Annotated in this window: 23 protein-coding genes and 2 tRNA genes; 17 read left to right on the plus strand and 8 right to left on the minus strand. The window is 30.4% G+C overall.

Annotated features, from left to right (window positions below; all coding sequences use genetic code 11):
* Positions 1-3: 3 nt before the first annotated feature.
* A tRNA-Lys gene (locus ACYEKI_RS19385) sits at positions 4-76 on the minus strand.
* A 43-nt stretch (positions 77-119) separates the two neighbouring features.
* Positions 120-192 (minus strand) — tRNA-Lys (locus tag ACYEKI_RS19390).
* Between the two features lie 129 nt (positions 193-321).
* On the opposite strand from ACYEKI_RS19390, the gene ACYEKI_RS19395 reads away from it, so the two are divergent.
* On the plus strand, positions 322-840 hold the full coding sequence (locus tag ACYEKI_RS19395) for a shikimate kinase (RefSeq protein ID WP_459212867.1): 519 nt from the start codon (positions 322-324) through the stop codon (positions 838-840).
* Here the strand turns inward: ACYEKI_RS19395 and ACYEKI_RS19400 are convergent.
* The 3 genes from ACYEKI_RS19400 to ACYEKI_RS19410 are packed head-to-tail and all read right to left on the minus strand — an operon-like array spanning position 832 to position 2,347.
* Positions 832-1,338, minus strand: coding sequence for a phosphoribosyltransferase family protein (locus ACYEKI_RS19400; protein ID WP_459212868.1), 507 nt, complete (start codon positions 1,336-1,338; stop codon positions 832-834). The two genes, ACYEKI_RS19395 and ACYEKI_RS19400, sit on opposite strands and share 9 nt — an antisense overlap.
* 39 nt (positions 1,339-1,377) lie before the next feature.
* Positions 1,378-1,956, minus strand: a complete 579-nt coding sequence (locus tag ACYEKI_RS19405; protein WP_459212869.1) for a methyltransferase domain-containing protein — start codon at positions 1,954-1,956, stop codon at positions 1,378-1,380.
* Between the two features lie 4 nt (positions 1,957-1,960).
* Positions 1,961-2,347, minus strand: a complete 387-nt coding sequence (locus ACYEKI_RS19410; protein ID WP_459212870.1) for an RNA-binding S4 domain-containing protein — start codon at positions 2,345-2,347, stop codon at positions 1,961-1,963.
* Positions 2,348-2,440: 93 nt separating this feature from the next.
* Here ACYEKI_RS19410 and ACYEKI_RS19415 point away from each other — a divergent pair, with 93 nt between their 5' ends.
* Positions 2,441-3,415 carry an FKBP-type peptidyl-prolyl cis-trans isomerase gene (locus ACYEKI_RS19415; RefSeq protein ID WP_459212871.1) on the plus strand — a complete coding sequence of 325 codons (975 nt, stop codon included), beginning with the start codon at positions 2,441-2,443 and terminating at the stop codon, positions 3,413-3,415.
* 77 nt (positions 3,416-3,492) lie between these two features.
* Here the strand turns inward: ACYEKI_RS19415 and ACYEKI_RS19420 are convergent, their stop codons facing one another.
* Together ACYEKI_RS19420 and ACYEKI_RS19425 are read right to left on the minus strand one after the other, a co-directional pair.
* Positions 3,493-3,912 carry a nucleoside-diphosphate kinase gene (locus tag ACYEKI_RS19420; protein WP_459212872.1) on the minus strand — a complete coding sequence of 140 codons (420 nt, stop codon included), beginning with the start codon at positions 3,910-3,912 and terminating at the stop codon, positions 3,493-3,495.
* Between the two features lie 145 nt (positions 3,913-4,057).
* Positions 4,058-5,083, minus strand: coding sequence for an alkaline phosphatase D family protein (locus ACYEKI_RS19425; protein WP_459212873.1), 1,026 nt, complete (start codon positions 5,081-5,083; stop codon positions 4,058-4,060).
* An 80-nt stretch (positions 5,084-5,163) separates the two neighbouring features.
* Between ACYEKI_RS19425 and ACYEKI_RS19430 the strand changes: the two genes are divergently transcribed.
* The 12 genes from ACYEKI_RS19430 to ACYEKI_RS19485 all read left to right on the plus strand — a co-directional run bounded on the left by ACYEKI_RS19430 (position 5,164) and on the right by ACYEKI_RS19485 (position 13,570).
* A complete protein-coding gene (locus ACYEKI_RS19430) occupies positions 5,164-6,180 on the plus strand; it encodes a DHH family phosphoesterase (RefSeq protein WP_459212874.1) in 1,017 nt (338 codons plus the stop codon).
* A complete protein-coding gene (gldI, locus tag ACYEKI_RS19435) occupies positions 6,177-6,722 on the plus strand; it encodes a gliding motility-associated peptidyl-prolyl isomerase GldI (RefSeq protein ID WP_459212875.1) in 546 nt (181 codons plus the stop codon). The genes ACYEKI_RS19430 and gldI overlap by 4 nt, the downstream gene beginning before the upstream one ends.
* 11 nt (positions 6,723-6,733) lie before the next feature.
* Complete coding sequence (locus ACYEKI_RS19440) at positions 6,734-7,864, plus strand: peptidylprolyl isomerase (protein WP_459212876.1); 1,131 nt, start codon at positions 6,734-6,736, stop codon at positions 7,862-7,864.
* Positions 7,865-8,077: 213 nt separating this feature from the next.
* On the plus strand, positions 8,078-8,398 hold the full coding sequence (locus ACYEKI_RS19445; protein WP_459212877.1) for a hypothetical protein: 321 nt from the start codon (positions 8,078-8,080) through the stop codon (positions 8,396-8,398).
* Positions 8,399-8,476: 78 nt separating this feature from the next.
* Positions 8,477-9,685, plus strand: coding sequence for a hypothetical protein (locus tag ACYEKI_RS19450; protein WP_459212878.1), 1,209 nt, complete (start codon positions 8,477-8,479; stop codon positions 9,683-9,685).
* Between the two features lie 11 nt (positions 9,686-9,696).
* Positions 9,697-10,182, plus strand: coding sequence for a hypothetical protein (locus ACYEKI_RS19455; RefSeq protein WP_459212879.1), 486 nt, complete (start codon positions 9,697-9,699; stop codon positions 10,180-10,182).
* A 4-nt stretch (positions 10,183-10,186) separates the two neighbouring features.
* Positions 10,187-10,660 (plus strand): hypothetical protein, encoded by a 474-nt coding sequence (locus tag ACYEKI_RS19460; protein ID WP_459212880.1) that lies wholly within the window; start codon positions 10,187-10,189, stop codon positions 10,658-10,660.
* A gap of 90 nt (positions 10,661-10,750) precedes the next feature.
* Positions 10,751-11,296: a hypothetical protein gene (locus ACYEKI_RS19465; protein WP_459212881.1), complete on the plus strand. Its 546-nt coding sequence runs from the start codon at positions 10,751-10,753 to the stop codon at positions 11,294-11,296.
* Between the two features lie 75 nt (positions 11,297-11,371).
* Positions 11,372-11,869: a hypothetical protein gene (locus tag ACYEKI_RS19470; RefSeq protein WP_459212882.1), complete on the plus strand. Its 498-nt coding sequence runs from the start codon at positions 11,372-11,374 to the stop codon at positions 11,867-11,869.
* 54 nt (positions 11,870-11,923) lie between these two features.
* Complete coding sequence (locus tag ACYEKI_RS19475; protein ID WP_459212883.1) at positions 11,924-12,409, plus strand: hypothetical protein; 486 nt, start codon at positions 11,924-11,926, stop codon at positions 12,407-12,409.
* 89 nt (positions 12,410-12,498) lie between these two features.
* On the plus strand, positions 12,499-13,002 hold the full coding sequence (locus ACYEKI_RS19480; protein WP_459212884.1) for a hypothetical protein: 504 nt from the start codon (positions 12,499-12,501) through the stop codon (positions 13,000-13,002).
* A gap of 70 nt (positions 13,003-13,072) precedes the next feature.
* Positions 13,073-13,570: a hypothetical protein gene (locus ACYEKI_RS19485; RefSeq protein ID WP_459212885.1), complete on the plus strand. Its 498-nt coding sequence runs from the start codon at positions 13,073-13,075 to the stop codon at positions 13,568-13,570.
* Positions 13,571-13,658: 88 nt separating this feature from the next.
* Here the strand turns inward: ACYEKI_RS19485 and ACYEKI_RS19490 are convergent, their stop codons facing one another.
* Positions 13,659-15,122 carry an aminoacyl-histidine dipeptidase gene (locus ACYEKI_RS19490; RefSeq protein ID WP_459212886.1) on the minus strand — a complete coding sequence of 488 codons (1,464 nt, stop codon included), beginning with the start codon at positions 15,120-15,122 and terminating at the stop codon, positions 13,659-13,661.
* A gap of 114 nt (positions 15,123-15,236) precedes the next feature.
* Here ACYEKI_RS19490 and ACYEKI_RS19495 point away from each other — a divergent pair, with 114 nt between their 5' ends.
* The 3 genes from ACYEKI_RS19495 to ACYEKI_RS19505 all read left to right on the plus strand — a co-directional run bounded on the left by ACYEKI_RS19495 (position 15,237) and on the right by ACYEKI_RS19505 (position 20,662).
* Complete coding sequence (locus tag ACYEKI_RS19495) at positions 15,237-16,286, plus strand: DUF3810 domain-containing protein (RefSeq protein WP_459212887.1); 1,050 nt, start codon at positions 15,237-15,239, stop codon at positions 16,284-16,286.
* Between the two features lie 92 nt (positions 16,287-16,378).
* Positions 16,379-19,360: an amidohydrolase family protein gene (locus tag ACYEKI_RS19500; protein ID WP_459212888.1), complete on the plus strand. Its 2,982-nt coding sequence runs from the start codon at positions 16,379-16,381 to the stop codon at positions 19,358-19,360.
* A gap of 12 nt (positions 19,361-19,372) precedes the next feature.
* A complete protein-coding gene (locus tag ACYEKI_RS19505) occupies positions 19,373-20,662 on the plus strand; it encodes an amidohydrolase family protein (protein WP_459212889.1) in 1,290 nt (429 codons plus the stop codon).
* Positions 20,663-20,743 lie beyond the last annotated feature (81 nt).

Genomic DNA, 20,743 nt, shown 5'->3' on the forward strand with positions numbered 1-20,743 from the left:
AAGTGACCGAGCTGGGGCTCGAACCCAGGACCCTCTCCTTAAAAGGGAGATGCTCTACCAACTGAGCTACTCGGTCTTTTATACTGTTATAATAAATTAAATATTTTTAAGAACTTTTGTGACCGAGCTGGGGCTCGAACCCAGGACCCTCTCCTTAAAAGGGAGATGCTCTACCAACTGAGCTACTCGGTCAATAAGATATTTCCTTATTGCGGGTGCAAATATACTACCTATTTTTAATTATACAAGAGAAAAAACATATAAATTTACATTTTATTTTAAAATTATTTAGAACAGTTTATAAACCAAATAGATATAATAATGAATATAGTTTTAATTGGTTATATGGGAAGTGGAAAATCACATATAAGTAAAGCTTTATCCCAAAAAATAAATAAGTCTGCAATAGATTTAGACGATTATATAGAAGCAAAAGAAGAAAAGACAATTGCAGAAATTTTTTCTACCAAAGGAGAAATTTATTTTAGAAAAAAAGAAAGCGAATATTTAAAAGAATGTTTAAAAACACAGGAGAACGCTATAATTTCATTAGGAGGAGGAACACCATGCTTTGGAAATAATCTAGCAATAATAAAAGATGCTACCAATACAATTACAATATATCTTAATACTACTGTAGGTGGATTAACCAAAAGATTGATTCTAGAAAAATCGAAAAGACCTCTAATAGCACATTTAGAATCTGAAACAGCATTAGAAGATTTTATTAGAAAACATTTGTTTGAAAGGTCATATTATTATAATCAAGCAGATCATAATATTAAAACAGATAATAAAAATATTGAAGAAATTACCGAAGAAATTATATCGCTATTGTAAAATAGCGATATCTTCTGTAGCCGAAAAAGTAACTTTTACATGCTCATGTAAGGATGTAGAAAGAGAAATTCCTTTAAAATCGGCTTTAACAGGATATTTCTTATGATTTCTATTTACTAAAACAGCAGTTTTAAATCGAGAAAGAGGAACATCTAAAAAATGCTTAACACCATAAATTAACGTAGTACCAGAATTGAGAACATCATCTGTTAAAACTAAAGATTTATTTTCTAGTTCTGACAAAGGAATAGAGGTTTGAACAGTATTTTGAGGTGACTCTTTATCGATGATTACTTTACATAAAGAAACTGATAAATCTGAAATAGAAGTTAGCATATCACAAAGACGTTGCGCAAAAATATAACCGTTATCAGCAATACCAGCAATAACAAGTTCTTTTTCATCGACATTGGTTTCATAAATTTGATACGCAATTCTTCTTATCTTATCTTGAATTTGTTGATGTGTGAGTATAATGTTTGTTAATTGCTGTTGCATTGTCATAAGGATATATCGTTAGGTGAAAATAAAAAGATACTATTTTAGATTTTCAAATATAAAAAAGAGTTCATTATGATGCCTTGGCGAAATTGAATTATAACAAAGAGCTAAAGTTTTTATTTTAAAAAATGGAGCAAATAAAGAAAGATATTCCTCTTTAGTTCCTCCAAAAGGAGGACCAGTTTGTTCAAAAACTTTATTAAACAGTAGCCCGACTAGTTTACCATTAGGTTTTAACAGAGACTTTATTTTTAAAACATAATCTTCACGTCGATGAGGAGCTAAAGCACAAAAGAATGTTTGCTCAAATATAAGATCATAAGCACCTGTATGAGAAAAAAAATCTTTACACAAAAGATGTTTATCTGGATATAAAGGAACTCTCGATTTTAGAGTATGTAATGCTTCGGGAACAAAATCTAACACATCAACATGCTGAAAGCCATTTTTTAATAAATATTCAGCTTCATAACTGTTTCCACTACCAGGAATTAAAATACGTAATTCTTGATGGGGTAATTGATCTATATAAGCAGCTATAGGAGGTGATACATGACCGATATCCCATTTTGTTTGATGGTTTACATATCTATAGTTCCAATAGTCTTTATCCATCTAATTATTCTTCTTCAAAGTTTTTCTCAACTTCAAACCATTCATCAATATCGCGTCTATCCTTTTTAGTAGGGCGACCCGTTCCTTTTTTACGATAATAATCTTTAGAATATTTGAGTAAATCAAGTTTTTGCAACGCTTCTTGTGGAGTAACGTCTTTACGATAGAGATCAACTAGTTTTGCACCTACTCGACTTGGAGGAAGATCTAAGACGACAAGCTCATAATCTATTTGATTTTTGCGTACTTGAACGGTATCTGTAGGATATACATCACGAGAAGGCTTAATAAGGTCTCCGTTAACACGAACTTTACCTTGTTTACAAGCAGCTGTAGCTATACTTCTAGTTTTAAAATAACGAATACACCATAGATATTTGTCAATACGCATATATGATAACTTAAAAAAATGAGTTTATATTAAATAATTATAAAACAAAAGTACAAGAAAATCGTATCTTGCAGCACTTAAAAAAGCAATTAGATGAATTTTAAAAAGTATATCCTTATAGCAGGCGCTGGTTTATTGGCATTATATGCTTGTAAAAATAATGATGATAATGATATTATAGCAGTTCCATTAAGAGATCGCGGGGAGCAAGCAATAGAAGATGATGCTACTTTACGAGAATATCTAGAGACGCATTTTTATAACTATGAAGAGTTTGCTAATCCACCTGCTGATTTTGATTATAAAATTGTAATTGATACAATAGAAGGTGCTAATGAAAATAAAACACCATTATTGAATCAAGTTGAAACTAAGGTAGTAAATAGAGAAGGTGTAGATCAAAACTTATATATTTTAAAAGTAAGAGAAGGAGAGCGTGAAGATATCACGTTTGCTGATTCAACTTTTGTAACATATAGAGGTTATTTGATCGATAATGAGCCTTTTGATAGTGCAATTACTCCTTTATGGTTTGATTTACCAGCAACAGTAGATGGTTTTTCTCAAGCAATGGTAGAATTTAAAGGAGGAACAGCAACAGGGATAGGTGTTGATGGTACGTTAACATATGATGATGATTATGGTATTGGAGCTGTTTTTATGCCTAGTGGATTAGGTTATTTTGCAAATTCACCATTAGGTGTTATTGATCCATATGATCCATTAATATTTCTTTTTGAAGTATATGATGTTAATGATGAAACTGATCATGATAGGGACGGAGTTTTATCATTACTTGAAGATGTAAATAACAATCAAGATCTTAATGATGATGATACAGATGATGATGGTATTGTTAATTATCTTGATGTAGATGATGATAATGATGGTGTAGCAACAATAAACGAAGATTTAGAGCCAGATACAGATTTGACTGTAGATAGAGATGGAGACGGAGACCCTACTAATGATATAGGAGATGGAGATCCTACTAATGATGATACTGATGGGGATGGAATACCTAATTATTTAGATACTGACGATACAGGATCTAGATTAGATTCATAATTAGATTCTCAATTAAGCATATAAAAAATCCCAGTCTAAACAGACTGGGATTTTTTATATATGAAATGCAATTGTAATTAGAATTGCTCTCTTCCAGCAAAATGAAATGCTCCTTCTATAGCAGCGTTTTCATCACTATCACTTCCGTGAATAGCGTTTTCACCAATAGATTTAGCATATTTTTTACGGATAGTTCCTTCAGCAGCTTCTTCTGGGTTAGTAGCTCCAATTAAAGTTCTGAAATCCTCAACAGCATTTTCCTTTTCAAGGATAGCAGCTACGATAGGACCACTAGTCATATATTCAACTAATTCTCCGTAGAATGGACGCTCACTGTGTACAGCATAAAAAGCTTTAGCATCAGCAGTAGTTAATTGCGTTAATTTCATTGCTACGATTCTAAAACCAGAAGCTGTGATTTGTTCAAGTATAGCACCGATGTGTCCATCTTTTACAGCATCAGGCTTAAGCATAGTAAATGTTCTATTTGTTGCCATTTTTAAGATATTATAATTAATAAAGAGTATTACACTCAGATAATAATTAGTGTTAAATTTTGTGCAAAAGTATATATAATCAAATCAAAAACAAGCATTACTCTAAGAAAGTATTTAGAATCTCTTAAATAGCCTTCAATACAAGCTATTTTTTAATGTAGTTTTGAAGATGATTTTGAAAGATTAAACCATTTTCTCCTCTCATTTCAAAAAGAACATTTTTTTCTTTTAAATTAAATCGTAAAATACCAAAACTAGGTTTAGCAACAACATTTCCAAAACGATAAACATTAGGTTCTTTTTTGAATTTTGTATAGGCGTGAGTCAAACCGCTAGAGGTAAAATCTATTAAAGGATTATCTAATTGTTTAAGGGTGATTTGTGAAAACTCAGAAATATGTCGATCACCGCTTAATAAAATAACTCGTTTTGCTTTAGAAGCTATAATGAGTTCCTGTAATTTAAGTACTTCGTTGGGGAAATTCCCCCAAGATTCAAAACCATGTTCGGCAGATAAAAATTGAATACTACTTACAATAATATTAAAATCAGCAGTACTAGTCTGTAGTTCGTTTTCTAGCCATGACCATTGTTGTTCTCCAAGAATGGTTCCAGTAGCACTAGTTGTATATCGTTTATTAGGAGAATCACTTTTTTGAAGAGGACTTCTAAAATAACGCGTATCTAATATGATAATTTTTATATCACCTGTTTTAGTATTAAAAGTTTGAGAAGTATAAATACCTTTTTGATACCTTCTAGGGTGCTCTTTTGGAATATCGATAAAATCAAGAAATAATTGCTGACTTTCTTCTTTCATTTTCCATTCGGATCCAGCATCATTTTTACCATAGTCATGGTCATCCCATGTAGCCAAAATAGGAGTTTGTTGAATAAGTGATTGATAGTGTGGATTGTTTTTTTGAGAAGCATAATCATCGGCTAATTTTCGCATATTATCAGTATCTGCATAAATATTGTCTCCTCCCCAAATAAAAACGTCAGGATTAAGAGCTATAATCTCTTTCCAGAAAGGTTGAGGTCGATATTGTTTATTGCAGCTTCCAAACGCAATAGTAAAATCATAAGAAGCTTCTTGAGCATAAATAGGAGAAACTAAACAAGAAGAAAAGAAAATAATAGTTATAAGTTTCCAAAAAACGAATTTCATGATAAAGATGATTTGATGAACCATAAAATTACAATAATAAGATGAGCTAAAATAGTATTAAGTTGTATATTCGTGACCTTATGAGTACATCTGAAATAAGAGAGATAAAAGAGTTACTTAAAACTCCTAAGAAGATAGTGATTGTTCCGCATAGAAATCCAGATGGAGATGCGATAGGATCAACAACAGCATTACACCAATATTTGACAGGATTAGGGCATGAATCAGTTATTATAGCACCTAATGATTATCCTAATTTTTTAAAATGGATACCTACAGAATCTTCAATTATCAAGTATGAAAATGAAGTTGAGAAGGCTAAAGAAATTATAGCAGCAGCAGATATTATTTTCACTTTGGATTTTAACCATTTTTCTAGAACAGGAATGATGGAAGAAGCATTAAAAGAAGCTAAAGGAATGTATATTATGATAGATCATCATCAAGCACCAGATGATTATGCAGCATATACATATAGTGATACTTCAATGAGTTCAACATGTCAAATGGTATATCATTTTATTGAGAAATTAGATGATTTAGCATGTATTACTCCAGAGATGGCTACGAGTATTTATGTAGGAATAATGACCGATACAGGTTCTTTTAGATTTAGATCAACAACAAGTACAACACATAGAGTGATTGCAGATTTAATAGATAGAGGAGCAGATAATACGCAGATACATCAAAATATATACGATACAAATACATACTCTAGATTACAATTACAAGGAGTAGCATTAAAGAACTTAAAAGTGCTACCAGAGTATAGAACAGCCTATATTACATTATCTCAAGAAGAATTAGATAGTCACGACTTTAAAAAAGGAGATACAGAAGGTTTTGTCAATTTTGGGTTGTCGCTAGAAGGAATTATTTTTGCTGCAATTTTCATTGAAAATAAAGGAGAAGGTATTATTAAAATTTCATTGAGATCAAAAGGTGATTTTTCTGTAAATGAATTTTCTAGAGCACATTTTTCTGGTGGTGGACATAACAACGCTGCTGGTGGAAAAAGTGAGTTATCTATAGAAGAGACCGTTGATAAATTTATTAGTATCTTACCGACCTATAAAACACAACTGAGCAAATGAGACATTTTGGTATCCTAATCATACTTTTTATAGCTGTAACAAATGGAGCGTGTCAAACGCCAAAAGCAAGAAAACCTATTGACGTTTTCTCAGGATCTTTTATAAAAGATTCGGCTAAGCGTAATAAAGAGTTATTGACAAAAGAACAGACTTATATAGAAGGACTGATAAAAAAGGATACGTTACATCAATATATAACTTCTGAAGGAGGTTTTTGGTATTATTATACAACAAAGGATACAATAAGTAGTGCAAAACCTAAGTTTGGAGATATAGTGAATTTTGATTACGATATTTCTTCATTAAGAGATCAGGTGATTTATACAAAAGAAGAATTAAAGAATCAAAATTACCCAATTGATAAAGACGAGTTATTTCACGGATTAAGAGAAGGGTTAAAGTTGATGCAAATAGGAGAAGAAATAACGTTTATATTTCCATCGTATTTAGCATTTGGATATTATGGAGATAACGATAAAATAGGTACAAATGTGCCGATAAAAGTGAACGTAAAACTAAATAACATAAAGAAAGTAGATTAATTAATAAAAAAATGAGAAAACTAAGCTTTTTATTACTAGCTATTGTAGCCACTGTTTTAAGCAGTTGTAATGATAAATACCCAGATCTTAAAGATGGTATATATGCAGAAATTATAACAAATAAAGGAACTGTTGTAGCAGAATTATTTTATAAGCAAACCCCAATGACTATTGCAAACTTTGTATCGCTTGCAGAGGGAACAAATACTATGGTAGATAGTATCTATAAAGGGAAAAAATATTATAACGGAATTACATTTCATAGAGTTATCAAAGACTTTATGATTCAAACAGGAGATCCTAAAGGTAATGGAGCTGGAGGACCAGGATATAAATTTCCAGATGAAATCGTGGATTCTTTGACGCATAAATCAAAAGGAGTATTATCTATGGCTAATGCTGGACCAGGTACTAATGGAAGTCAGTTCTTTATTACTTTAAAAGAAACACCATGGTTAAATGGTAAGCATACTGTATTTGGAGAAGTAGTTTTAGGACAAGATGTAGTAGATAGTATAGGTGTAGCTGAAGTTGATGGGAGTAAGCCAAAATCTCCTATTACAATGACTGAGGTGAATATTATTCGTAAAGGGAAAGAAGCAAAAGCTTTTGACGCAGTTGCTGCCTTTGAAGGAAAATTAAAAGAAGAAGAAGAAAAGAAAGCTGAAGCTGCTCGTAAAGCAAAAGAACTTAAAGAGCAAACTGCTAAGAAATATGCAGATATGAAATCTAAAGCTAAAAAACTGGATAGCGGATTAGAAATCGTAATGCTTAACGAAGGTGATGGAGAAAAGCCAAAAGTAAGCGATATGGTAGGAGTACATTACGCAGGATTCTTAGCAGATGGAACTATTTTTGATACGAGTATAGAAGCATTAGCAAAAAAGACAGGTACATATAATGCAAGAAGAGCAGCAGCTAATGGATATGCACCTTTAGTAATGCCTTACTCTCCAGAAGCGCAAATGATTCCAGGATTTAAAGAAGGAGTACAACAATTAAAAGTTGGAGAAAAAGCAGTATTATTTATCCCAGCTCACTTAGGATATGGAGAGCGTCAAGTAGGACCAATACCTGCAAATGCTGATCTTATCTTTGAAGTTGAGTTAACTCATATTCAAGGAAAAGAAGCTGCAAAATAAAAGAGAATATAATAGTATAAATATTCATAAAAAAGCCTCTCAAACATAGTTTGAGAGGCTTTTTTATATTAGTAGTAGAAAAAAGAAATTATATACAAGATTAAAAAAAATACTGAAAAGACAGAAAAGTACGGTTTTACCATATGTATAATTCAGGCAAGAAACTCTACTTTTGAGCCAGAAATTCATTAATAAAAAAAACAAGTATATTTTATGAAGAACAAATCTAGAGTATGGCTATACTTTTTAATCATTGCAACAGGACTTATTATAATGAGTTGTCAAAGAGAAGAAGTTACTACTTCGGTAGTAGAAGAATCAATAATTGATAAGAATGTGCAATTAGCAATGGCTAGTTCAGAAAGTGTTTTAAAAGCAATTGAGTATGTATCGAAAACTACAGGAAAAAACATTACTAAAGATCAAGGAGGTAATTCATCTTTTTTAGAAACAGAATTTGGAGTAGTAGAATTATTTAATGTGGTAGAAAGTACTTCTCCACAAGGATTTCAATCCTATACATTCCCATTGTAAGCTTTTGAATCAGAAGAGAACACTTTTTATAATTTAATAGTAAATATCGATCAAGATGGAGAACAATCTAGTGCAGTAATGCGTTATGAAATGACTCCTGAATTTGCAGATGATTATTATAGAGGAATTAAACCTATAAAAAATTTCTCGGGTAAGATTCAGCGTTATGAGTTAGATTTTGTATTACAACGAAATAGCAGTTCAGCACCTTGTTTAGAACAAGTAGTAGAAGATTTAGAAGATACAAATAATGATCCAGATGATAATATATCTGGAGGAGGATCTACTGGAGATGTTATCAATGGAGGAGGAATAGATATAGGGGGAAATGATGGTCCTGGAGACGGAGGATTTGCTAATTGTGTTATCCATGTAGAAGTAGAATGTCCATCGACAGATAGACCTATACCACCAAGATTTGATAATGGAGGGTGTGAAGTAGTGACTTATGTCATTAATTGTGTAGATAATGATTCAAAATCTGCAAACAGAAATTTATGTGATGGCACAGAAGATGAGGTTATAGTGATTAATCCATTAAATGCTATTACGGCTATTCGTTTAAATTTACAGATACGTACTGGTACAGCAGAGGCAAATTGGTTATCAAATACAGCTAATTATACAAAGATGACCCAGATATATTTGTTTGGGGTAAGAAACAACTGGAGTGCTGAAGCTTTGACTCAAATACGAGAAATGCTTGAAGCTAGTATAGATGGTACAGCAATTAGCTTAGCTCCTTTTGTTAAGATAAAATATCCTATAAATGCAGAAACTGGAGAATCCGAAGGAGAAGATGATTATCCGTTAATTACGAGTGTTTTGAGAGACGAATTACCTAATATGGCTAATGATCAATTTCTTGTTAATGCGCTAATGGAATATGGAAGTTTAACAGAAGAACAAATAAAAGATGCTTTAACATGGGGAAAAGGACCAATTATTGAATTAGGTAATACTAATCCAGGTTGGGGTAAGTTTAGTAATGGCGAAGATGATTCTGATACAAATATTATTAGTTTGCACTGGGATTTAGAAGAAATCTTTAATGTTTATCCTGATGTAAGTAAAGATGCTTTAAAATTTTTTATTGCAATTACTGTTTTACATGAGTTAACCCATTATGGAGATTATCATTATAATGGTAATATGTATATTTCTGATAGTGGAGATGCCGATGCCGAAGGGTATGATTTTGATATGGAAGTTATAGGAGAAACTATGCAAGATCCTGATACAGGAGGAGATTTATATCAGACATATATTTTAAGACGGAGAAATTAAATCAAAATATTATGAGATTACTAATAATTCTAAGTTTCTTTTTTTATTTAAAAGGATATACTCAAAATTGGTATACAGATGGCAATAGAGATTATAGCTCAATTGAAAAGATTTTAAATGAATCATTCTTTATTAAAGAAAATAAAGAAGATACTTTATACCTTAAAATAGATGATATATCGAGTAACTTTAGTTATGGAATAAACAGAAGTAATTTAAAAAAAGATAAACAAGAGATAATGTTTATTAATCAAAAACAGCTATATAATAAGCTTATAGATGATTATTATGATATCACTTATTTCTTTATTGATTATAATATAGCGAGATTACAGTATATAAACCGAAAAAAGAATAAAGTCTATCAGTTTTTATATACGAGAAAAATATCAGGAGAATGGAAATTATTAGAAAAAAAAATATTTATATCTCGTTTAATGAATAATGATTATTTATGGCATTTGATTAGAAAAAAGAAGGAAAAAAAGAGAAATTAATTTGATGAAACACATAATATTTTTTTCTATCTTTTATATTATTAATGTATCTAGTTATTCACAGTATAATACCACTATAAAAGATAAAGATATCTATACGGTCTTATTAAAATCTTTGCAAATTGATGAAATAAAAGATTCTATTGTTACTGTAAGATTGAATGCTATTACATCTCCAATAAAGAATAAACAAAGTTTCAAAAAATCTAATATACGCTTTATGAGAGATAGTGATTTATATAAAAATACTATATACGATTATGTAGATTTTAATTTAATTCAAGTCTCTCCTAATATAGCTTATATTAAATATATAAAAAGATCCAAGGTGTTGGCTATTCATTTAGTATTTCATAAAAAAATAACAGGCGGATGGGAAATAGTAGATAAAAATATATGGAGTGAAATGAAATTTAAGTTTGACGATTTTCTTTATGACAGCATAAAAGAAGAGTTAATATTAGATGGTAAGTGGTAATACGCTATAAACAAATATGTGATTTATATTTTATTTTAACATTATAGGAGAAACTTTACAGCATTAGATTAGAAAAAAAAGAAATTCATTATGAATTATAAATGGCTTTTATTTTTTATTCTGACAATTAATATAAATGCTCAAGAAAAAGAAATAAAAAAGGAGAATCTACCGGTAGATATATTAAATGTGTTTTTTACTGAAGCTTTAAGCTTAAATCATATTGGATATTTTCTTAATGAAGAAGAAAAGCAAAATGGGATGAGTATTGTTATTAATGAATCAATAAAACCATATTATAAAAAGCTTTCTTTAAAAATGTTTAATAAAGAAATTAAATTCAAAAACCATAAAGAATTATATAAAGCAAATGACCCATTTTTTCTAGAATTTATTGAATTAAATCAAAAAGAAGATATAATTCATTTGATATATGCATTTAGAAAAGAAAAATATATCGTTGATGCAAAATTTAAAAAAAAGGAAGATCAATGGATATTGGAAACAAAGAATTTATTACATAAACCTAAGGCTATATATAATATAAGAAGAACCAAAGAACATTGTTTATTATATGCCATTTTATATCCAGATAAAATTATAGATAAATGTTTGGAATATGATTTTTTTTACTAAAAAAAGAGAGTAGTTAAGTAGTTGATATAGTTTTATTGGACTAAGATATTATGGTATACCTCAAAACTCTAATTTATGAGAATCATTTATATAATAATTTTTCTATTTAGTGTTCTTTTTTTAAATGCTCAAGATATAGAAAAAGATGATTTGCCTAGATATAAAGAAGCAAAAGAGCGTTTAGAAATAGATAGGATTTTTAATCACTGTTTTAAAGATATAGCAGTAAAAAATATAGAAGTCTTAAAATTAGAAGAAAAATATGCTATAGAACTATGCTCACTAGCATCTGTTGTTTTATTATATACTTATGCTAACGATTTAGAGTTAGACCCAAAACAAATAAAAGCATTAGAACAATTATTTTTAGGCTTTTCAGATAAATTTATAGAAATAGGTAAACCAATAATTATTAGCAATAGTTCAAGAGGAACAAAAATTATTAGAGTATATTTAAGAGGGGTTATTTCTTGGACTATAGTGGACAATAGAGTTCCAGAATGGATAGCTAAAAACGATAAGATAAAAGAAGTTATAGAACAGTTTAATAAAAACAGTATGAATAGTATGTAATGATCATTTATGATAGTTTTTATTTAGATAAAATACAAAGACAAAATTGATTTTATGAAAAAAATCCTTATATATACAATAATGAGTTTTTGCTGTATAAATAGTTTTGCTCAATATCATATTACAATAGATAAAAATGATATAATTGAAATCATAAATCAATCGTTATCAATAAAAGAAATAACTCAGGATAGTGTGATAATTCGTCTTAATAATGTAGCGGCAGCTGTTTCTTTAAAAACGATATTTAATTCTCATAAGTCAAAAAGAAAAATAAAGGTTTTAAGAGAAAAAGAAATATATCAAAATAAGGTTAGAGATTTTATAGATTTCTTTTTAATAGATATAGATACTAATATAGCTTACATAAAATATATGGAACGTTATAAAGGAATAATAGCACACCTTGTATTTAAGAAAAATATTTTTGGAAAATGGATTCTTATAGATAGAAATGTTTGGAATTCTTTTCATATACGATATGACGATTTTCTTTATGACAGTATAAAGGAAGAGTTAATATTAGATGGTAAGTGGTAATACGCTATAAGCAAATATGTGATTTATATTTTATTTTAACATTATAGGAGAAACTTTATATCATTAGATTAGAAAAAAAGAAATTCATTATGAATTATAAATGGCTTTTATTTTTTATTCTGACAATTAATATAAATGCTCAAAATTTTAAAAAAAGTAACTTTTCTAAATATAAAGAAAGTAAAAATCTCTATGATATAGATAAAATATTTCAAAGATGTTTTGATAACATGAATACTTACAATAAAATAATACAAGAAATAGAACAAAAGTATTCCATAAAATTATGTTCTATAGCATCAGTATTATTGCTATATACTTATTCGAGAGATTTGACATTAAAAGAAGAAGAATTAGAAGCACTGGAGAAAATGTTTATAGGCTTTTCAGATAAATTTATAGAAATAGATAAACCAATAATTATTGGAGGAAGAAAAAGAAATAGTAAAGGAGCTAAAATTATAAAAGTATTTTTAAGAGGTATGACCTTGACAACTATATTAGATAAAAGAATTAACAGTAAAATAAAGAAAAATACAAGGATTCAGGTTTTAATAGATAAATTTAATGAAAATACGTATTCGGGTTTTTAAGAGCTATAGTTAAACTCTTTTTTTGAATTGATAACTCTCATGTTAATAGCTGTATCAAGAAAATGAATAAATGAGAATTATATTCATAATAACATTTCTACTTAGTGTTCTTTTTTTAAATGCTCAAGATATAGAGAAAGATGATTTTCCTAAATATAAAGAAGCAAAAGATCGTTTAGAAATAGATGGAATTTTTAATCACTGTTTTAAAGATATAGCAGTGAAAAATATAGAAGTCTTAAAATTAGAAGAAAAATACGCTGTAGAATTATGTTCACTAGCATCTGTTGTTTTATTATATACATATGCTAATGATTTAGAGTTGGACCCAAAACAAATAAAAGCATTAGAGCAATTATTTTTGGGTTTTTCAGATAAATTTATTGAAATAAATAAACCAATAATTTTGCGGAAAAGTGAAAATAAAACAAGTTTAGGAAGAATGTTTTTAAGAGGGGAAACTTTGAATATTATTATAGATAATAGAATTTCTAAATGGATAGCTAAAAACGATAAGATAAAAGAAGTTATAGAACAGTTTAATAAAAATAGCTTGAATAGTATGTAAGATAAGTATTTAAGAATATTAATAAACAGGTAATAAATAAACTAAAAGCCGAAGTAAATCATAATTACTTCGGCTTTGGTATAGTATTTTATTTATTAGGTATATTCTTAAGAATTTCTAAAACAAAATCCCAGTATTTTTGAGCAGAAGAAATACTAGCACGCTCATCTGGAGAATGTGCTCCTTTGATTGTAGGGCCAAAAGAAATCATATCCATATTAGGATAGTTTTGTCCTAAAATACCACATTCTAAACCAGCATGACAAGCAGCTACATTAGCCTTTTCGCCATTATTCATTTGTTGGTATAAATTATCTAGAACACGTAAAATTTCAGAATCTGTATTAGGTGTCCATCCAGGGTACGATCCACTGGCTTCAACATCACAACCAATCAACTCAAACGTAGCTCTTAGTTTATTAGTGAGATCCATTTTTGAAGACTCAACACTACTACGAGTTAAACACTGTACAGTTAAAGAACCGTTAGCAATAGTAATTTTTGCGATATTATTTGAAGTTTCTACCAGATCAGGAATAGAAGCACTCATCGTATAAACGCCATTATGTGCTGCATATAGTGCTTTTATGATACCTTCTTGCACTCCTAATTCCATTACAGTTTCAGGAAGTATAGTGGTAGTAACAGCTATAGAAAGGTGAGGTTCTGTTACAGCAAGTTCTTTTTTTATAGTAGCAATCAATTCGTTAATTTCGTATTCAAAAGCTTCTTGATGCACACTATCAATAACTATAGAAGCAAAACTTTCTCTAGGGATAGCATTTCTTAAACTACCTCCATTGATAGTAGCAATACGAAGACCAAAGTTTTCGAATCCATCAAATAATAAACGATTCATTAACTTATTAGCATTACCTAATCCCTTGTCGATATCCATACCAGAATGACCTCCATTAAGCCCTGTAATCGCAATTTGATAAGCTGTTTTTCCTTCAGGAGTTTGTTCTTCTATATAAGAACGAGTTGCAGTAATATCGATTCCTCCAGCACAACCTATACCTATCTCATCATCTTCTTCGGTATCAAGGTTTAATAAGATGTTTCCTTCTAGCCATCCACCTTTAAGTCCCATAGCACCAGTCATACCAGTTTCTTCATCTATAGTAAATAATGCTTCAATAGCTGGATGAGCAATAGTATCTGATTCAAGAATAGCCATAATAGTAGCAACTCCTAAACCATTATCAGCACCTAGTGTAGTACCTTTGGCACGTACCCAATCACCATCAATATACATTTCAATTCCTTGAGAATCAAAATCAAAATCAGTGTCAGCATTTTTTTGATGAACCATATCCAGATGTGATTGCATAACCACAGTTTTTTTATTTTCGTGACCTGGAGTTGCAGGTTTTTTGATCAATACATTCCCTACAGCATCAATCTCTGTTGTTAATCCTAGAGAAGCTCCAAAATCTTTCATAAACGCAATTACACGTTCTTCTTTTTTTGAAGGTCTAGGAACAGCATTAAGATCGGCAAATTTATTCCATAATGCTTTAGGCTCTAATTCTCTTATTTCGGCACTCATAAACGTATCTTTATTTTGCAAACGAAGATAAGAAATCCAACCCTTTTTAGCTTATAGAGATTAGCATGAAATTGAGTTATTTTTTTTAAATCAATAAACTTGTATTTTTACGATGTGAAAAAGAAAACAAAAGTATACCTTACTTATCTATTACCCATACAGATTGTTGTGGTAAAAGTACTATCGTATTTCCCCGAAATAATTGAATACTATTATAGTAATGGATTTTATCAATATAGTTCCAAAGCATTACGTTTTGTTTTTGGAGTACTTCCGTTTTCGGTAGGAGATATTGGATATGTCTGTTTGATTGGACTATTAATACGATTTATAGTTAAGAGTATTAAAAATAAAAACTGGAAAAGTATAGGTTTAGATATAACAAGTACCATAAGTATAGTATATGCTTGTTTTCATATTTTTTGGGGATTCAATTATTATCGACAGCCATTACATAAAGTATTACAAATAGAAGATGAGTATACTACAGAAGAACTAATAAAAGTTACAGAAGTATTGGTTGCCAAAGCAAATAAATACCATAAAGAAATTGCTGTGCATGATACTTTAGCTGTAGTATTTCCATATACCAAATCAACAATATTTGAAGAAACACCTAGAGTATATCAAAACCTATCAAAAACATATCCAGAGTTAACATATAGACCTAAAAGTGTGAAGAAATCATTATTGAGTTTACCGTTAACGTATATGGGATTCAGTGGATACTTAAATCCAATAACAAATGAAGCTCAGGTAAATGGTTTGATTTTAGATTATAAAAGTCCTACAACCATATGTCATGAAGAGGCTCATCAATTAGGATTTGCAAAAGAAAATGAAGCTAATTTTATTGCAGCTATAGCAACTATGCAATATGATGATATATATTATAAATATAGCGGAACAACCTTTGCTTTAAAATTTTGCCTCAATGACCTCTATTTTAGAGACGAAGAAAAAGCTATATGTTTACTAGAAAAATTAAACTTAGGTATACGAAAAAACTATTGGGAGGTTACTGCATTCTGGGAACAATATCAAAACCCATTAGAACCTATTTTTAAATCTACATATGATAGTTACCTCAAAGCAAATAACCAACCCAAAGGCATAGAAACGTATAGCTATGTAGTTGCTCTTTTGGTGAATTATTTAAAATAAACATAAAATATGTGTTAAATAATTCACAATAGGTAAGAACATCAGCCTAACAACCTATAATTTTAAAACGAACAACTTATATAAACAAATCAATGAAGAAAATACTCTTATCTCTAGCAGTATTTTGGGGCGGTTATTTGGCAAATGCACAAGAATACTTTCCTAAAAATGATGGAGTACACACAGTGAATTCTAATTATACTGTATTAAAAAATGCCGTAGTACATACAACTCCAGGCAAAAAGATAAAAAAAGGAACAGTAGTAATTCATAAAGGAAAAATTACTGCGGTAGGAACATCTGTAACTATACCAAAAAATAGTGTGGTAATAGATGTAGAAGGAAAACATATATATCCATCATTCATAGATGTATACACAAGTTTTGGGATAGAAAAACCTAAAGGTAAAGGAGGAAGTCCTTTTGGTGGGAATCCTCAATATGGAGCATCAAGAGAAGGATATTATTGGAATGATCATATAAGACCGGAGACCAATGCTTTGGCTTCTTTTAAGTATGATAATAAAAAAGCAAAAGAACTTCTTGGACAAGGATTTGGTGTAGTTAATACACATGTACCTGATGGAATAGCTAGAGGTACAGGGCTTTTGGTAGCTTTAAATAATGAAGCTAAAGAAAGCGAACGTTTATTAAGCGACCGTTCTGCACAATTTTTCTCATTTGAAAAGAGTAAAAAAAGTAGACAATTATACCCAACTTCATTAATGGGTTCTATTGCGTTATTAAGACAAATGTATCACGATGTTTCATGGTATGAAAGCGGAAATGCAGCTACAAAAGATTTAGCTCTAGAAGCTTTAAATAGAAATAAATCCTTACCACAAATTTTTGAAGCAGGTAGTCGAATTAACACATTTAGAGCCGATAAGGTAGGAGATCAATTTAATATTCAATATGTTCTTGTAGGTGGAGGGGACGAATACGCTAGAATTGCTAATGTAAAAGCAACTAATGCTACCTATGTATTACCACTAAACTTTCCAGATGCATATGATGTATCAGATCCATATCAAGCAGGATTAGTAAGTTTGGGAGATATGCGCCATTGGAATCAAGCACCAACCAACCCTGCAGTATTAAAAAAGAACGGAGTACCATTCTCCTTAAGTACAATTAAACTTAAAAAGGCAAATAGCTTTTTGGCTAAAGTAAAAAAAGCAATCCAATATGGATTAGATAAAGAAACTGCTTTGGCTGCTTTAACAACAGTTCCTGCAAAAATTTTAGGACGTACTAAAGATTTAGGAGAAATTAAAACAGGAGCATATGCAAACTTTTTAATTACTAGCGGAGAGTTATTTGCAGATGATAATATTATCTATGAAAACTGGGTGCAAGGTAAAAAGCATACAGTAAAAGAAATGGGAATTAAGGATATAAGCGGAATTTATGATTTAGCAATAGAAGGAACAACTTATAACTTAGATATATCTGGAAAAAGTGAAGCTCCTAAAGTAGCAGTTAAATCTGGAGAAATTACTTTGGGAAGCAAAATTACTTATAAAGAAGGATGGGTATCAATTTTATTTACAGATAAAGATGCAGCAATATCAAAATATACACGCCTTATAGCTGCAGTTACTCCTGATAAAAATATCACAGGTAAAGCTATTTTGCCAGATGGTACAGAAACTACTTTTACAGCGAGATTTAAAGAAGCAAAGAAGAAGGAAAAAGAAACTAAGAAAAAAGATAAAAAAGAAACTCCAGAAATTGTAGATGTAAGTTATCCTAATATCGCTTATGGTAATGAGAGTTTACCAAAGCAAGAAGATATCTTGTTTAAGAATGCAACGGTATGGACAAATGAAGCAGAAGGAGTATTATCAACAACAGATGTATTAATTAAAGGAGGCAAAATTGTTGCAATAGGAAAGAATTTAAGTCCTAGAGGAGCAAAGGTTATAGATGCAACAGGTAAACATCTTACTTCTGGAATTATTGATGAACATTCACATATTGCAGCAGCTGCAATAAATGAAGCAGGACATAACTCATCAGCAGAGGTTACGATAGAAGATGTAGTTTCTCCAGATGATATAGATATTTATAGAAACTTAGCAGGAGGGGTAACTTCTATTCAGATTTTACATGGTTCTGCTAATCCTATAGGAGGGCGATCAGCTATTTTAAAATTAAAATGGGGAGAGAGTGCAGAACACTTAATTTATGATAAAACACCTAAGTTTATCAAGTTTGCATTAGGAGAAAATGTAAAACAAAGTAACTGGCCTAGTTATAGTCGTTTTCCTCAAACACGTATGGGAGTAGAACAACTATACATGGATTATTTTACTAGAGCAAAAGAATATGACCAACTTAAAAAAAGTGGGAAACCTTATCGTAGAGATGATGAAATGGAAACTTTGGCTGAGATTTTAAATGGAGAACGTTTTATTAGTTGTCACTCATATGTTCAAAGTGAGATTAATATGTTGATGAAAGTGGCAGAAAAGTTTGATTTCAGAGTAAATACATTTACACATATTCTTGAAGGATATAAAGTGGCAGATAAAATGGCTGCACATGGTGTAGGTGGTTCAACATTCTCAGATTGGTGGGCATATAAGTATGAAGTTAATGATGCGATTCCGTATAATGCAGCTATAATGCATAATCAAGGAGTAACTGTAGCGATCAATAGTGATGATGCAGAGATGTCTAGAAGATTAAATCAAGAAGCAGCAAAATCTGTTAAGTACGGAGGAGTAAGTGAAGAAGACGCATGGAAATTTGTAACACTTAATCCAGCAAAATTGTTACATATAGATGATCGAGTAGGAAGTATTAAAGTAGGTAAAGATGCAGATGTAGTATTATGGTCTGATCATCCATTATCAATTTATACCAAGGCAGAAAAAACGATCATTGAAGGAAAAGTGTATTTTGATATCGAAAAGGATATTCAAAAAAGAAAAGATATCAAAGCAGAGAAAAACAAGTTAATAGCAATGATGTTAAAGGCTAAAAATAAAGGCTTAAAAACACAACCAGCTAAGAAGAAAGAAAAACAACATTTTGAGTGTGAAACACTAGAATCTGTACACCAATAAAAAGATTTATAGATGAAAAATATAATAGTAATCATATTGATGTTGTTTGTTTCTATACACATCAATGCACAACAAACTCCCGCAGATACTCAAAAAGAAGCGGTAACCATAGAAGGTGCTACAGCACATATAGGAAATGGTGAAGTAATAGAAAATAGTGTGATTATTTTTGAAAATGGAAAAATTACTGCCGTTGCTAAGCAAGGTAGCGTTACTCCAAAAGGGAAAGTAATCAAAGCAATAGGAAAACACGTATATCCAGGATTTATAGCTCCTAATTCAACATTAGGATTAGTAGAAATAGGAGCAGTAAGAGCTTCAAACGACGAAGAGGAAATAGGAAGCTTTAATCCACATATCCGTAGTATCATAGCATATAATGCAGAGAGTAAAATTGTAGAAAGCATGAGACCAAACGGAGTGTTGATGAGTCAGATTACGCCTAGAGGTGGACGTATTTCTGGAACTTCATCAATCGTACAATTAGATGCATGGAATTGGGAAGATGCTACTATAAAAGGAGATGATGGAATTCACCTTAACTGGCCAAGTACATTTACACGAGGACGCTGGTGGTTAGGAGAAGATCCTGGTTATAAAGCTAACAAAAAGTATGCTGAGCAAATAAGTAAATTAGATGAGTTTTTTGTTAATGCAGTAGCAAATAATTCTGATGCAGCGACAATTCAAAATTTACCATATCATGCTATGAAAGGACTATTTAATGGAAAACAAACATTATTTGTTCATGTGGATACCGAAAAAGGAATTTTGGATGCTATTCGATTTGCTTCAAAACATAAGGTTAATAAGATGGTAATTGTAGGAGGAAGTGAAGCTTATAAAGTTGCAAAAACACTAAAAGAAAACAATATTGGTGTTTTAGTAAATAGAACACATAGTCTACCTGACTTTGAAGACGAAGATTATGATCAACCGTATAAAAATGCAAAATTATTAGTAGATGCAGGAGTATTAGTAGCATTACAAAATAGTGGAGATATGGAAAGAGCAAATGCAAGAAACCTTCCATTTCAAGCAGGAACTGTTGCAGCACATGGCTTAGACAAAGAAAAAGCTGTACAATTGATAACAGGAAATGCTGCAAAGATTTTAGGTGTTGCAGATCAAGTAGGAACATTGGCAGTGGGTAAGGATGCAACTTTATTTATTAGTGAAGGTGATGCCTTAGATATGCGAACTAATTTACTAAGCGAAGCATTTATACAAGGTAGAGCAATTAGTTTAGAAAGTCATCAAACTAAATTATGGAAGCGATACAGTAAAAAATATAGTAAATAAACTTAGTAAGTAATAATACTAAAGATAAATTAAAAGCCGATGAAAATATTTTCATCGGCTTTTTGCATTGTAAAATCAGAT

This window comes from Aquimarina rhabdastrellae (genome assembly GCA_947387485.1).
Lineage (GTDB): Bacteria > Bacteroidota > Bacteroidia > Flavobacteriales > Flavobacteriaceae > Aquimarina.